This window comes from Luteibacter sp. (assembly GCF_051958795.1).
Taxonomy (GTDB): domain Bacteria; phylum Pseudomonadota; class Gammaproteobacteria; order Xanthomonadales; family Rhodanobacteraceae; genus Luteibacter.
Map to the genome: position 1 here is coordinate 1 of NZ_JBQCFT010000078.1, position 12,367 is coordinate 12,367.

Below are 12,367 nucleotides of genomic sequence, written 5' to 3' on the forward strand. Positions count from 1 at the left end.
GGGGCGGGGGGGGCTTTATTGCCGGCTTCGTGCATGCGGGTTTGCAACCGGCTTTGCGCCTGCGCTGCCGCAACTCTTGAAAACAAAGGTGATCATCATGCGTAAGTTCGTCCTCGCCGCGTCCGTGGCCCTGACCGCCGTCCTGGCCCTCTCGGCCTGCAACAAGTCGGAAGATACTGACCAGGCTGCCACGCAGCAGGAAGCCGCCGTCGCGAAGCCGACCGACCCGACCGATACCAAGGCCTGGAGCCAGTACTTCGGCCAGATCGTGCGGAAGAACATGCAGGGCATGACCGCCGACCGTCCGTTCCCGTACTTCGTGCCCGCTGGCGACGACCAGGCCGGCCAGGACGGTCGCCAGCGCCAGCTCGAGAACGTGCAGGGCACGGTCGCTCGCGGTGTCACCCCGGGCAACATGCTCGTGTTCGGTGGCCCGGACTCGGCCAAGACCGCCGACCTGATGGTCGAGGCGTTCAAGGGTGCCAACGCCGGCTCGTTCAAGAACGTGATCGTGCTGTTCATCGGCGAACCGGCCGACCAGCAGCGCGTGGGCGACGCCCTGACCCCGACGGGCGCCACCTACCGCTTCGTCGCGATGTAATACCCGCCCTCCGGGCTGGTACAGGAAAGGGCGCCCCCGGGGGGCGCCCTTTTTCTTGCTAAAATGGCGGCATGTCCCTCCTGATCCTCGATACCTGCGTCAACTGCGACGTCTGCGAACCCGTATGCCCCAACAAGGCTATTTCGCTGGGCGAGCAGTACTACGTCATCGATCCCGACCTCTGCACCGAATGCGTCGGCCACTTCGATAACCCGCAGTGCGTGGAGGTGTGCCCGGTGGAGTGCATCCCGCACGATCCGGACCATGTCGAGACGCACGACCAACTCATGCGCAAGTACGAGCACCTCATGGCGAAGGCGGCTTCGTAAGACCTCGGCGTCCCGATGCGGTAATCTCGCTGGTCGAGATATTCCCCGCTAAGTGAGGCCCCCATGGTCCATGCCCCGTCGTGGCGCGTGCTTGCCGCGAGCCTGTTCCTTGTCGCCGGCTCCGGCGCCGCCGTCGCCGATCAGCACCCCAAAACCGCCGCTCCCGCGCCGGCCGTTCGCGGCCCCGGCCATGCCGCCATCGCAAGTGCGAACTACCTGGCGACGAATGCCGGCCTCGAGATCCTCGCGAAGGGTGGCAACGCGTTCGATGCAGCCATCGCCGTCTCGTCGACCCTGGCCGTGGTGGAGCAGCAGAGCTCGGGCCTGGGCGGCGGCTTCATGGCCATGCTGCACGTAGCGAAGGACAACCGCGACATCTTCATCGACGCACGCGAAACCGCGCCCAGGGCGGTCGACATGAAGGTGTACCTCGGCAAGGATGGCAAGCCGAACCGTGATGTCTCCACGCACGGTCCGCTCTCCGCCGGTATTCCTGGCGAACCGGCCGGCCTGGCCTGGCTGGCCTCGCACTACGGCAAGCTGCCGCTCGCCCAGTCGCTGGCACCCGCGATCCGCGTGGCCACCGAGGGTTACCAGCCGGACAAGCGTTTCATCAGCACGATCGCCGAGAACGAGGACGTGTTGTCGCGTTACCCCTCGTCGGCCGCGATCCTGCTTCCCGGTGGCAAGCCGCCGGCACAGGGCTGGACCCTGAAGCAGCCAGACCTGGCGAAGACCCTGCGGAACATGGCCGAGAAGGGCGCCGACGGGTTCTACAAGGGCGAAACGGGCACGTTGCTGGTCGACGCGTCGCGCAAGGCGGGTGGCAACTGGACGCAGGCCGATCTGGACGCCTATACGGTCAAGGAGCGTGAGCCGCTTCGCGTCGACTACAAGGGCTACCGCATCGTCACGGCACCGCCCCCGTCATCGGGCGGCGTCGCGATCGCCGAAATCCTGAACATCCTCGCCGGCTACGACCTGCCGAAGCTGGATGCCGCGCACGCCACCCACCTGACCATCGAAGCGATGCGCAGGGCATTCCGCGACCACAACGAATACCTCGGCGATCCGGATTTCGTGAAGATGCCGCTGGACATGCTGCTGTCGCCTTACTACGCCGACGGCCTGCGCGCGACGATCTCGCCGGACAAGGCCACGCCCTCCGACCTGCTGCCGACCGCCATGGCCAGCGAACCGGGCATGCACACCACGCATTTCTCGGTGATCGATGCCGATGGCAACATGGTGGCATCCACGCTCACGGTGAACCTCGAATTCGGTTCGGGCTTCGTCGCCGAAGGCACTGGCGTGTTCCTCAACGATGAGATGGACGACTTCGCGCTCGTGCCGGGCCAGCCCAATGCGTTCGGGCTACGTGGTGCGGAAGCGAACAAGCCGGAACCCGGCAAGCGCATGCTGTCCTCGATGTCGCCCAGCTTCGTGTTCGGTGCGAACCGCACCGCCGTCATCGGTTCGCCCGGTGGCTCCACCATCATCACCCAGGTGCTCGAGGGCATCCTCGCCTTCATCGATGGCAAGGGCGCCAGCGACATCACCGCGCAGAAGCGCTTCCACCACCAGTACCTGCCCGATCGCGTCGACGTCGAGGATGGCGCGTTCGACGCCGCGACGACGAAGACGCTTACCGACATGGGCCATGTGCTGCACCCGCGTTCGCCCTGGGGCTTCATGAACGTCGTGACCTGGGACCACCGCACGAACAAGCTGGAAGCCGCCAGCGATCCGCGTCGGCCGTCGGGACTGGGCAAGGTGCAGTAAGGTAGGCCCATGGAACTCTGGTCACTTATCGGCAACTCGCAAAAACTGGATGGCGGCGCCATGTTCGGTAACGCGCCGCGCGCCATGTGGTCGCGCTGGATCGCACCGGATGAAGAGAATCGCATCCCGCTCGCGTGCCGCTGCCTGCTCGTCCGCGACCTCGATGGTCGCAACGTCCTGTTCGAGACCGGTATCGGCGCCTTCTTCGACCCCGCCATGCGCGAGCGCTACGGCGTGGTCGAAGACCGGCACGTCCTCCTGGATTCGCTGGCCGCGGTCGGGCTCGCGCACGAGGACATCGATGCGGTCGTGCTTTCCCACCTGCATTTCGACCATGCCGGCGGCCTGCTCGCGCCATGGGAAGAAGGCAAGCCGGCACGTCTGCTGTTTCCCAACGCGCGCTTCCTCGTGGGGCGGGCGCATTTCGAGCGCGCCGAGGATCCCCATCCGCGCGACCGGGCCTCGTTCGTGCCCGACATCATCCGCCTGCTGAAGGAAAGCGGGCGGCTGGAGCTGGTCGACGAAGGCAAGCCGAGTTCGCTGGGCGACGCGGTGCGCTTCGAGTTCTCCGAGGGCCACACGCCGGGGCTCATGCTGGCGGAGGTCGGCGGCGTCGTGTTCTGCGCGGACCTCATCCCGGGCCGCGCCTGGGTGCACCTGCCGGTCACCATGGGTTACGACCGCTGGCCGGAGAAACTGATCGACGAGAAGAAGGCGTTCCTCGACGACAAACTGGCGCGCGGCGTGCGCCTGTTCTTCACCCACGACCACGACTGCGCGATGGCATCGGTGGCCGTGGACGATAAAGGACGTTACCAGGCAGCCGATATCCATCCGGTACTGGCCGGTTGGGCAGGCTGACGCGCGGGCAGGCGCGGATGACAGGGGGCTAGATGAGATCGAAGAAGACATTCAACGGCACGGGCCTGGCATTCGGCGCGCGCGCCGCGGGCGCCGTGGTGCTGCTCTGTGCGTTGGGGCTGATCGCCTGGAACGAGCGCCGGGTCATGGACTACGCGGCCGCGCTAGCGCGGCACGGTTCGCCCGTGCTCGACCTGGGCAGCGGTGGCCGTCCGGCAGCTGGCCAGTACGGTTCGACCACCCGGGTCAGCGGCACGCCGCAGATCGTCGATGCGCCGAGGGATGGCGAGTTCAACGTGCGCAGCGAATCGCCCGTGCTGATCCGCCACGTGGAGATGTTCCAGTGGCGCGAGATCACGGTGGGTGGCAATACCCACTACGAGATGGACTGGGTCGACCATCCCATCGATGCGACCGGCTTTGCCAAGCCGGCGGGTCACGTGAACCCGGGGGCTTTCCCCGTGCAGGGGCGGCAGTTCGAGGCAGGCGAGGTGCGACTTGGGCATTTCCGCCTGGACACCGAGATCGTGCGTGACTTCCCGGGGCGGGTCGACGTGCCCGTCGATGAAAAAGCCTTGCCCGCCAACCTCGCCGCGACGTTCACGGCGCACGACGGTGTATTGGTCACCAGCAGCAAGCCCGAGCGTCCGCGGTTGGGCGACCTGCGCGTGAGCTGGGAGGCCGTGCCGCTCCAGGCGATGACCGTGCTGGCGCAGATCGAGGGCGATACCCTTGTTCCCGCTAAGTCCCATCGGCCCGGCGAGTCGGGTTTCGATGTGCAGGTGGGCGACCGGACCCTGCTCGACGTGTTGCCCGCATTGCCGGAGCCGCCGGGCGCGGTGATCCCTGTGCGCGGCGCGGCATATCTGCTCGCGATCGCCGGCGCGTTGCTGCTGGCCTCAGGCGGCCGCTTCCGACGCGACATGCTGTTCGCGGTGGGTGTCGGCGTTGTCGTGGTCTCCGCGGTGGCGGGCGCCATGTGGCTGGCTGGCGACGCCATGGCCGCGAGCGTATGGTTGCTCTTTGCCGTGCTGGGCGCGGGCCTCGCCATCTGGCGTGTCCAGCAGCACGGCCACCGTCCGGCCCACTGAGAAAGGAGTCTTCATGCGCATCACCGGCCTCTACGCCGCGTTGCTCGCCTTGTTGATGCTCGCCATGGCGGTGCGGGTGATGTTGCTGCGGCGGGATACCAGCATCGGCCTGGGCGACGGCGGCAACCGGAAGCTGGCCTGCGCCGTGCGTGCACACGGCAATGCGATGGAATACATCCCCATCGGCCTGATCCTGTTACTGGTGCTGGAACTCAACCAGACGCTGCCCATGCTGTTGCACGTGTTCGGCATCGTCCTGGTGGTCGGGCGCGTGGCCCACGCGCTGGGCCTTTCCGCCACGCCAGGCATGTCGGCCGGCCGCGCCATCGGCGCGGCCCTCACGTTGCTGGTACTGCTCGCGATGGCACTGATGCTGATCTGGCAATACGTGGTCATCCACGTAGTAACCGCGTCCATCGTGTAGCAAAGCGCTGTAGAAGCGTTCTTGGTGGGAGCGTGCTTGCACGCGATGGGTGCTAGCGGCACCCCCCATCGCGCGCAAGCGCGCTCCCACAGTGAATAGATCAGGTTTCGCGGCTCAGGCCGCGGCGCTGCCGTCCGCGAAGGCGTACACGTGGTCGGCCCAGGTGGTCGCCTCGACGTAGAGCGAAGCCATCTGGTGCACGTGCTGGTCGCGCAGTGCCGTGTCGCTCTCCAGCTCGCCCTGTTCCCAGTGGCGCACCTGGTCGAGGATGGAGGCGAATGGGCCGGTACCCTCGAGCAGCGCTTCACGGATCTCGATAGCCAGCGGCAGGTGCTCGAGCACATACGCCATCGAGACATTCATCAGCGCATCGAGCAGCGAGAACAGGCCGGCGGTGAAGGCCATCTCCTGCAGCTCCGGCTTGATCGCGCGGGCAAGCTTCTCACACATATGGGCGCGGATAAGTGCCTGGCGAAGCAGTTCCGGCGGCCGCTCGTCCATGCCCGACACGGCCATGGTGAAGATCCAGTTGCGCATGCGGTTCACGCCGAAGAACACCGCGGCCTGTTCCACCGACTTCAGCTGCCGGGGCAGGGCGAAATAGGCGGAGTTAACGCAACCCAGCAGCTTGTAGCTGAGGATGGCGTCGTCGCGCACGATCTTGCCGAGTTCGACCGGGCCGTTCTCCGGGTCCTGCAGGGCGCCCATCAGGCGGAGCACGCCAAGCTTGCTGGGCGTGAGGCGTGGCATGTCCACGCGCTCCGGCCGCAGCAGGTACTTGCCCTGGAAACCGTCCACGTCCTGGTCGACGTAATCCGCGAAGCTCTCGTGCGTATCGATGCCGGTGACGATCACCTTCACCCCGAACGCGTGGACATAGTCCATGTGCGCGCGGGCGGCGACGGGGTGGCGGTGGTTAACCGCCACCTTGGCGAACTGCACGATCCGCAGCAGAGCATCCACGCCGGCACGGTGGGCCGGGTCGGCGGGGAGGTTGAAATCTTCCAGCATGAGCAGGCAGCCGTGGCCCTTGAGCTCACGCAGCTTTTCCAGCAACTGGTCGTCATTGCCTAGGTCGGCGCTGATGCTGGCGCCTAGGCGCGCGTTGTGGCGCAGGATATCGGCGTGTTCGAGCAGCAGGTCGCGCGACATGTGCAGGAAGGCGCGGTTATCACGTACGAGGCGCTTGAGGCTGCCATCGGCGATCGCGCTCAGCGTGGCCTGGGTGTGCGCGGTGGCGGCCGTATCGACATCGACGCCGGCCGGGCGCGGGAAAAGCAACTCGTACGCGAACAGTGCCTGCTTGCGGTCGAGGATGGGAACGCGAACGATCGGGAGGATACCGTCGTCGTTCACCGCTGCCGCCTGGGGGTTCACTGCCATTGCTGTTCTTCTTGAGCCAAACGGTGGGCGGGAGGGTATTTCGTCGGCGCTCAGGCCTGCGCGAGTATCCCGGAGCGCAAGCTCACGTGGGTGGTGCCCCGTGGCCCGTAGGTGGAGGCGGCCCCACCCGTCGAATCACCGGAGATCAGCGCGAGGGCCTGGCGGACATGGCCGATGCGCTGGCTGACGATGCGGCCATTGGTCTCGTTGATGGAGCGGCACTCGCGGATGCGCTCGAACGTGGGCGCCCAGCGCGCATCGCTGGCGCTATCGATGCCGCCGGCCGAGCTGAGCTGGCGGCGTTCGCTATCCAGGCGGTCGATGCGGTCGAGCAGGTGGCCCTTGCTGCGCGTCGCGTCCTGCAACGCGTCGCTGTTGGCCTGGTCGAGCGCCATGCGCTCGTCGATCAGGCAGGCGTGCAGCGCATCGACCTCGCGGGCGAGGTCGCCCATCACGGCGCTCAGCGCGGTGTCGAAGTCGCGGCTGCCGGCATTCATGCCTTGCCACCCATCTGGGTTTCCATGGCCAGGAACTTGCTGGCGATGGCCTGGGCGTCCGGCTTGTACGTGCCGTCGGCGATCTTCGAACGGATTTCGTCGACGCGCTTGGTGTCGATGGCATCCGAGCGGCTGGCGGCGTCCAGCGCCTTGGCCGAATCGGTCAGCTTCACGCTGTCATCCGTGCTGCGCACGGACGCGGCGCCTTCCGCCCTGGCGGTGCCGCCTGCGGCCTGGCTCTGCGAGCGCAGCTGCACGGGCGGCTGCTGGGCCTGGATGCCTGGTTTGATCGTGGTCGTCATGGGTGTATCCCTCGGAACATGTGTCCTTCGAACCCTTTATCGGCCCTCGGGGCACAAACTTTAACTGGCGTTATCCGGCAAAGTGTGACCGGATTCGTAGTTCGTTCATGGCAGAACGGCGACAGACCCCGGTCCGCTGACGACCGCGTCCAGGATCTTCCCTGATGACGCATTGCGGACCTTGACCCTGGCACCGGTATCCCCGGCGCCCATCGCCACGCCATCGGCGTGGATCACCACGCCATCCACGCTGGCCTCCATGCTCACGGCATCGCCCACGCGGACGGCCTGGCGGCCCGCGAGCATACCCGGTGTGAGCACCGTGCCGGCGTTCAGCGGACGCGCCAGGGCGCGGCCACCCACCTGGTCCAGTGCGGTCACGTAACCGTAGGCCAGGCTTGCTACGTCCCGGTCCTCGGCGCGGACATCGCCTGCGCCAAGGCCGTCACCGCGCGCCAGCGGGCGCGTGGTGACCAGGACATCGGTAAACATGTGTACGCGCACCGGCACGCGGGCGGTCCAGCCACCGGGGGTGGGGCAGTGCACCACCACGCTGACCCGCGCGCTGACCGGCCGGTTGCCCGGCACCGACACCGCGAGGGGCGCCGCGCAATCCGCCAGGCGGAGGCGGCTGTCCAGCGGATCGGCCTCGGCGACCATGCGGGCGCCGGGCAGGGTGCGGTTCTGGACCAGCCAGCTCACCGCGGCGTTGCGCATCGCTTCCAGCGACTGCTCGGCGGAGGCGACAAGCGGGCACGCCGCCAGGCAGGCGGCGGCGAGCATGGTGGCGGCCAGGCGGCGCATCAGGCGGCGTGCACCGCCAGGGCGACGGAGAGTCCCTGGTTCACGTGGTCGAGTTCCTTGAGCAGGCCCGCGACCATGTGGCTGGCATCCGCGTGGCGGCCTTCACCCAGGGTGATCGCGTAGAGCGAGGCCTGCGCGCTGAAGCGTTCCGCCGCGGCCTGGGCCGCATCGGCGGAGCCATCGGCGCGGCGGACGCGGAGTTGTTCGATGCAGCGCATGAGCGGGGTGGTATCCAGCCAGCGACGGTCCAGGCCGGCCGGATCGCGGGCGGCCAGTTCCACCGCGAAGCGCAGCCCCTGGCAGGCCTCGCGGATCATCTGGCTGAGCGTGGCCGCGTCGAGCGCGCCCTCGGTCTCCAGCTTGGCGAGGCCAAGGCGGTGGGCGAGCACGGTGGCGCGCGCGGCCGCATCGGACTGGCGGCGTACTTCGTTGGCGACCCGGCCCAGCGACGACTGGCCCGACTGCACGGTGGCGACCCGACCCTGCAGGGCACCAAGACCCTGGCGGGCGGCATCGAGGCTGCCACGCGCGCCGCGCACGGCATCGTCGATGCGGCCCATCGCGGTCTGCATGCCGGCCACGCCGGCCTGGGTCGTGTCGAGACGGCGCAGGCTGCTCTGCACCGCCTCGTCGAGGTGATGGGAGAACTCGCCGACGGCGTGGGTGACTTCGTCGATTTCCGCCGTGGCCTGGGTGGTCTTCTCGGCGAGTTGCTTGACCTCATCGGCCACCACGGCGAAGCCGCGGCCGGCCTCGCCAGCGCGGGCCGCCTCGATCGCCGCGTTCAGCGCGACGAGGTTGGTCTGGTGCGCGATGTCCTGCACGGCCGCAGTCAGCTTGCGGATCGCCGTGAAGTATTCGGAGAACTGCGCGTGGTTCTTGCTCATGCCGGCAAGCGCGCTGCGCAGCAGACGAAGCTGGCCATCGAGGTCGCCCGCGGTGGCGACACCCTGGGTGCCGACATCGCCCATGGCGGCCACGCCGCTGTGCGCGCTGTCCACGGCCGTCGAGATTCCGGCGCTCGCTTCCGTCAAACGGCTGGCGGCGTCGCGGCCGGCGTCCACGGCCGTCCCCAGTTCCTGCAGCGTGGCGCCCAGCGCCTGGGCACTGGTAAGCGCCATGCCCTGCTGCTCGATCGCCTGGATGGTGGTGGCGGCCGCGGTGCGCGGCTCGGCCTTGGGCGGGTTCAGCAGCGCCCCCAGCGCGCTGGCCGCCGCCGGGTACTGCGCCGACAGGGCGCGCACGCGCGCGGTGTCACCGCTGGCGGCAGCGTGGGCGAGGAGGCGGACGTGCTGGCTCCAGAGCAGGCTCATGTCGTACTTACGCTCATTGATTAGGGTCGCCCCACTACATCGGTCACAGGGGGCGGTACTTGAGCCAAGCAATCCGCGTGCCACCTTTGACCTGTCTCTCTCCAGCAAACGAATCTATAAAGAACCGCGTGGGCAGGCCGATACCTCCTGGACACCTTCAAAAGCAGCATGCGCACCATGGCCCGACCGCTCCTCGACACCGTGGATACCTTCACCCGCCTGGCGGGCCACAACCGCGTGGCCATGCTGCTGTTCCGGCTGGGTGACCGGCAGGCTTTCGGTATCAACGTCTTCAAGGTGCGCGAAGTGCTGCGCCGGCCGCGCCTAGAGCGGATGCCGAGCATGCATGAACTGGTTTCCGGCAGTTTCGACTACCGGGGCCAGACCATCCCGGTGATCGACCTTGCCGCCGCCATGGGCTATCCGCCGCTCGCCGCCGTGGACACCGCCCACCTGATCGTCACCGAGTTCAGCCGTTCGGTGCAGGGCTTCCTCGTGTCCGACGTGGACCGCATCGTCCACGTCGATGGCGCGCAGATGGCCGCGCCGCCCCCGGCGCTGGGCTATGGCTCGCGCGTCAACGCCGTGACCCGGCTGGATGGCGACCTGCTCGCCATCGTTGACGTGGAGCAGGTGCTGGCGGCCGTGAACCCGCAGCAGGTCGAGATCTCCGACAAGGTCCAGCAGGCCGCCCACGGCCAGCGCGCCGGTAACCGCCGCGTGCTCGTCGTCGACGATTCCCTTGTGGCGCGCACCCAGCTTGCCGACCTGTTCCGCAAGCTGGACCTGGAATGCCTGCTTGCGAAGGACGGGGCCGAGGGCCTGGACATGCTGCGCAGCCTCGCCACCGGCCCGGCCAGCGAACAGGTGAACCTGGTGGTGTCGGACATCGAGATGCCCTCCATGGATGGCTATGCGCTTACCCGCGCCATCCGCGAGGACGCCCAGCTTCGCGGCCTCCGCGTCCTCCTGCACAGCTCCCTGAGCGGCGTCTTCAACGAGGCGATGGTGGCCCGCGTGGGCGCCGACCGCTTCATCGCGAAGTTCCAGCCCGAAGTCCTCGCCACCGCCGTACTGGACCTCCTCCCCGCCTGACAAAGCAGCCGGCCCCGCCGGACCTGCTCTTGTGGGAGTGAGCTTGCGAACGATGGGTGCTCGCGAAAAAGCGCGTCGATTCACCGTCACCCCAGCGCGCCAGAAAACCGGCACCCACCCCGGCGCAAACCAACCAAACCCCCATCAAACGGCGCCACGGCGCCGTTTCGCGTTCAACGCCCGGCCGTGGCACGCCTCTTGCTGATCCCCATGGGCCAAGACCCAAGAGGGGGCCACGCCCATGATCGACAAACCGGATCCGCTGCTCGGCATGCACCCACAGGCGCTCAGCCTGTGGCAGCGCCGTGCGGAAATCATTTCGTCGAACCTCGCCAATGCGGATACCCCGGGCTTCCTCGCCCGCGATGTCGACTTCCGCAAGGCCCTCACCGCCGCCACCGGGGCGCTGGACGGCAACCAGCTGCCGATGGCCGCCACCGAATCCGGCCATATCGGCGGTAACCCCGCCTATGCCATGGCCGATGCCGACAAGCTCGCCTATCGCGCCGCCACGCAGCCGTCCATGGACGGCAACACCGTCGATACGCAGATCGAGCAGGCCCAGTTCGCCGGCAACGCCATCCACTACCAGGCGTCGCTGAGCTTCATCACCGCGCAGATCAAGATGATGCGCACCGCCATCACCGGAGGCAGCTCATGAGCCTGCTCAAGATCTTCGACGTCGCGGGCTCAGGCATGGCCGCGCAGTCGGCCCGTCTCAACACCACCGCCAGCAACATGGCCAACGCCGATAGCGTGGCCAGCAGCGAGGCGGGCGCCTACCGCGCGAAGCAGCCGATGTTTTCCTCGGTGCAGGCCATGGTCAACGGCCAGATGGAAAACGAAGGCGTCCGGGCGATGGGCATCACCGAAAGCCAGGCGCCGGTGCAGGCGCGCTACGAGCCTTCCAACCCCATGGCCGATGCCGACGGCAACGTCTGGCAGAGCAACGTCAACCCGGTCGACGAGCTGGTCAACATGATCTCCGCGTCGCGCTCCTACCAGAACAACGTCGAAGTCATGAACAGCGCTCGCCAGCTCATGCAGAAGACGCTCGACCTCGGCAAATAAGGGCCCGATCCATGACTACCGTCAACGGCACCAGCAACTCCAGCAGTTCCCAGCAATCGACCTCGTCGCAGCTCCAGCAGCAGACGCTGGACCAGTCGGACTTCCTGAAACTCATGGTCACCCAGATGACCAACCAGGATCCCACCAAGCCGATGGACGCCAACGACATGGTGGCCCAGATGGCGCAGTTCTCCCAGGTGGCGGCCACCCAGCAGCTGCAGTCGTCGTTCGACTCGCTCTCCTCCAACCTGACCGGCGACCAGTTCGTCCGCGCGGCCGCACTGGTCGGCAGCGACGTCCTGATCCCGTCGAGCGCCGGCAAGCTCACCGACGGCAGCCTGTCGGGCGCCGTCAACGTGCCGACCTCCGGCACCTACGTGAGCGTCACGATCAAGGACAGCTCCGGCAAGGTCGTCCGCACGCTTCCGATGGGCCAGCCGGATGCCGGCCTTCAGCAGTTCACCTGGGATGGCAAATCCGACGACGGCACGCAGCTGCCCGACGGCGCCTACCAGATCTCCGCCACCTCCGGTACGACGGCCGCTGACACGTTCGTCAAAGGCAAGGTGGAAGGCGTCGGTGCCTCCGGCACCGATGGTACGTACGTGCAGGTGGCCGGTTACGGCGGTGCCCTGCTTAGCCAGATCGCCCAAATCCTGTAATCCCACCGAGGACATCCCTCCATGCCTTTCGATATCGCTCTCAGCGGCATCAATGCCGCTTCCACGGACCTGGAAGTCACCGCCAACAACATCGCCAACACCAGCACCGTGGGCTTCAAGGGCTCGCGTGCGGAGTTCTCGCAGGTGTATTC

At 67.4% G+C, this 12,367-nt stretch carries 16 protein-coding genes; 11 read left to right on the plus strand and 5 right to left on the minus strand.

Going from position 1 to position 12,367, the window contains the following annotated elements; all coding sequences use genetic code 11:
- Positions 1-97 precede the first annotated feature (97 nt).
- The 6 genes from ACTHLF_RS04200 to ACTHLF_RS04225 all read left to right on the plus strand — a co-directional run bounded on the left by ACTHLF_RS04200 (position 98) and on the right by ACTHLF_RS04225 (position 5,088).
- Positions 98-601, plus strand: coding sequence for a hypothetical protein (locus tag ACTHLF_RS04200; RefSeq protein WP_440325136.1), 504 nt, complete (start codon positions 98-100; stop codon positions 599-601).
- A gap of 71 nt (positions 602-672) precedes the next feature.
- A complete protein-coding gene (locus ACTHLF_RS04205) occupies positions 673-930 on the plus strand; it encodes a YfhL family 4Fe-4S dicluster ferredoxin (RefSeq protein ID WP_440325138.1) in 258 nt (85 codons plus the stop codon).
- 63 nt (positions 931-993) lie between these two features.
- Positions 994-2,712 carry a gamma-glutamyltransferase gene (gene ggt, locus ACTHLF_RS04210; RefSeq protein ID WP_440325140.1) on the plus strand — a complete coding sequence of 573 codons (1,719 nt, stop codon included), beginning with the start codon at positions 994-996 and terminating at the stop codon, positions 2,710-2,712.
- A gap of 9 nt (positions 2,713-2,721) precedes the next feature.
- Entirely contained in the window at positions 2,722-3,573 is an 852-nt protein-coding gene (locus ACTHLF_RS04215) for an MBL fold metallo-hydrolase (protein WP_440325141.1), read from the plus strand.
- A 32-nt stretch (positions 3,574-3,605) separates the two neighbouring features.
- Positions 3,606-4,664, plus strand: coding sequence for a TMEM43 family protein (locus ACTHLF_RS04220; RefSeq protein WP_440325143.1), 1,059 nt, complete (start codon positions 3,606-3,608; stop codon positions 4,662-4,664).
- A 13-nt stretch (positions 4,665-4,677) separates the two neighbouring features.
- Positions 4,678-5,088, plus strand: a complete 411-nt coding sequence (locus ACTHLF_RS04225) for an MAPEG family protein (RefSeq protein ID WP_440325145.1) — start codon at positions 4,678-4,680, stop codon at positions 5,086-5,088.
- Positions 5,089-5,202: 114 nt separating this feature from the next.
- Here the strand turns inward: ACTHLF_RS04225 and ACTHLF_RS04230 are convergent, their stop codons facing one another.
- The 5 genes from ACTHLF_RS04230 to ACTHLF_RS04250 form a co-directional block, all read right to left on the minus strand.
- A complete protein-coding gene (locus tag ACTHLF_RS04230) occupies positions 5,203-6,471 on the minus strand; it encodes an EAL and HDOD domain-containing protein (protein WP_440325147.1) in 1,269 nt (422 codons plus the stop codon).
- Between the two features lie 50 nt (positions 6,472-6,521).
- Positions 6,522-6,968 carry a flagella synthesis protein FlgN gene (locus ACTHLF_RS04235; RefSeq protein ID WP_440325148.1) on the minus strand — a complete coding sequence of 149 codons (447 nt, stop codon included), beginning with the start codon at positions 6,966-6,968 and terminating at the stop codon, positions 6,522-6,524.
- Positions 6,965-7,270 carry a flagellar biosynthesis anti-sigma factor FlgM gene (gene flgM / locus ACTHLF_RS04240; protein WP_440325150.1) on the minus strand — a complete coding sequence of 102 codons (306 nt, stop codon included), beginning with the start codon at positions 7,268-7,270 and terminating at the stop codon, positions 6,965-6,967. The genes ACTHLF_RS04235 and flgM overlap by 4 nt, the downstream gene beginning before the upstream one ends.
- 105 nt (positions 7,271-7,375) lie before the next feature.
- Positions 7,376-8,074: a flagellar basal body P-ring formation chaperone FlgA gene (gene flgA / locus ACTHLF_RS04245; protein WP_440325152.1), complete on the minus strand. Its 699-nt coding sequence runs from the start codon at positions 8,072-8,074 to the stop codon at positions 7,376-7,378.
- A complete protein-coding gene (locus tag ACTHLF_RS04250) occupies positions 8,074-9,387 on the minus strand; it encodes a methyl-accepting chemotaxis protein (protein WP_440325154.1) in 1,314 nt (437 codons plus the stop codon). Before ACTHLF_RS04250 ends, flgA begins: the two co-directional genes overlap by 1 nt.
- A 177-nt stretch (positions 9,388-9,564) precedes the next feature.
- Here ACTHLF_RS04250 and ACTHLF_RS04255 point away from each other — a divergent pair, with 177 nt between their 5' ends.
- The 5 genes from ACTHLF_RS04255 to ACTHLF_RS04275 all read left to right on the plus strand — a co-directional run.
- Positions 9,565-10,482, plus strand: a complete 918-nt coding sequence (locus tag ACTHLF_RS04255; protein ID WP_440325156.1) for a chemotaxis protein — start codon at positions 9,565-9,567, stop codon at positions 10,480-10,482.
- Positions 10,483-10,723: 241 nt separating this feature from the next.
- On the plus strand, positions 10,724-11,143 hold the full coding sequence (flgB, locus tag ACTHLF_RS04260; protein WP_331640262.1) for a flagellar basal body rod protein FlgB: 420 nt from the start codon (positions 10,724-10,726) through the stop codon (positions 11,141-11,143).
- On the plus strand, positions 11,140-11,553 hold the full coding sequence (gene flgC / locus ACTHLF_RS04265; RefSeq protein WP_247328420.1) for a flagellar basal body rod protein FlgC: 414 nt from the start codon (positions 11,140-11,142) through the stop codon (positions 11,551-11,553). The genes flgB and flgC overlap by 4 nt, the downstream gene beginning before the upstream one ends.
- 11 nt (positions 11,554-11,564) lie before the next feature.
- Positions 11,565-12,215: a flagellar hook assembly protein FlgD gene (locus ACTHLF_RS04270; protein ID WP_440325158.1), complete on the plus strand. Its 651-nt coding sequence runs from the start codon at positions 11,565-11,567 to the stop codon at positions 12,213-12,215.
- 21 nt (positions 12,216-12,236) lie between these two features.
- Positions 12,237-12,367: flagellar basal body protein (locus ACTHLF_RS04275; RefSeq protein ID WP_440325160.1), on the plus strand; the 131-nt coding region annotated here is incomplete at its 3' end.

Excerpts from the sequence above, each read along its gene's own strand:
- flgC (WP_247328420.1), top strand. The coding sequence starts at position 11,140 with ATGAGCCTGCTCAAGATCTTCGACGTCGCGGGCTCAGGCATGGCCGCG.
- flgM (WP_440325150.1), bottom strand. The coding sequence starts at position 7,270 with ATGACGACCACGATCAAACCAGGCATCCAGGCCCAGCAGCCGCCCGTG.
- ACTHLF_RS04250 (WP_440325154.1), bottom strand. The coding sequence starts at position 9,387 with ATGAGCCTGCTCTGGAGCCAGCACGTCCGCCTCCTCGCCCACGCTGCC.
- flgB (WP_331640262.1), top strand. The coding sequence starts at position 10,724 with ATGATCGACAAACCGGATCCGCTGCTCGGCATGCACCCACAGGCGCTC.
- flgA (WP_440325152.1), bottom strand. The coding sequence starts at position 8,074 with ATGCGCCGCCTGGCCGCCACCATGCTCGCCGCCGCCTGCCTGGCGGCG.
- ACTHLF_RS04205 (WP_440325138.1), top strand. The coding sequence starts at position 673 with ATGTCCCTCCTGATCCTCGATACCTGCGTCAACTGCGACGTCTGCGAA.
- ACTHLF_RS04225 (WP_440325145.1), top strand. The coding sequence starts at position 4,678 with ATGCGCATCACCGGCCTCTACGCCGCGTTGCTCGCCTTGTTGATGCTC.
- ACTHLF_RS04220 (WP_440325143.1), top strand. The coding sequence starts at position 3,606 with ATGAGATCGAAGAAGACATTCAACGGCACGGGCCTGGCATTCGGCGCG.
- ACTHLF_RS04200 (WP_440325136.1), top strand. The coding sequence starts at position 98 with ATGCGTAAGTTCGTCCTCGCCGCGTCCGTGGCCCTGACCGCCGTCCTG.
- ACTHLF_RS04255 (WP_440325156.1), top strand. The coding sequence starts at position 9,565 with ATGGCCCGACCGCTCCTCGACACCGTGGATACCTTCACCCGCCTGGCG.
- ACTHLF_RS04230 (WP_440325147.1), bottom strand. The coding sequence starts at position 6,471 with ATGGCAGTGAACCCCCAGGCGGCAGCGGTGAACGACGACGGTATCCTC.
- ACTHLF_RS04270 (WP_440325158.1), top strand. The coding sequence starts at position 11,565 with ATGACTACCGTCAACGGCACCAGCAACTCCAGCAGTTCCCAGCAATCG.
- ACTHLF_RS04215 (WP_440325141.1), top strand. The coding sequence starts at position 2,722 with ATGGAACTCTGGTCACTTATCGGCAACTCGCAAAAACTGGATGGCGGC.
- ggt (WP_440325140.1), top strand. The coding sequence starts at position 994 with ATGGTCCATGCCCCGTCGTGGCGCGTGCTTGCCGCGAGCCTGTTCCTT.
- ACTHLF_RS04235 (WP_440325148.1), bottom strand. The coding sequence starts at position 6,968 with ATGAATGCCGGCAGCCGCGACTTCGACACCGCGCTGAGCGCCGTGATG.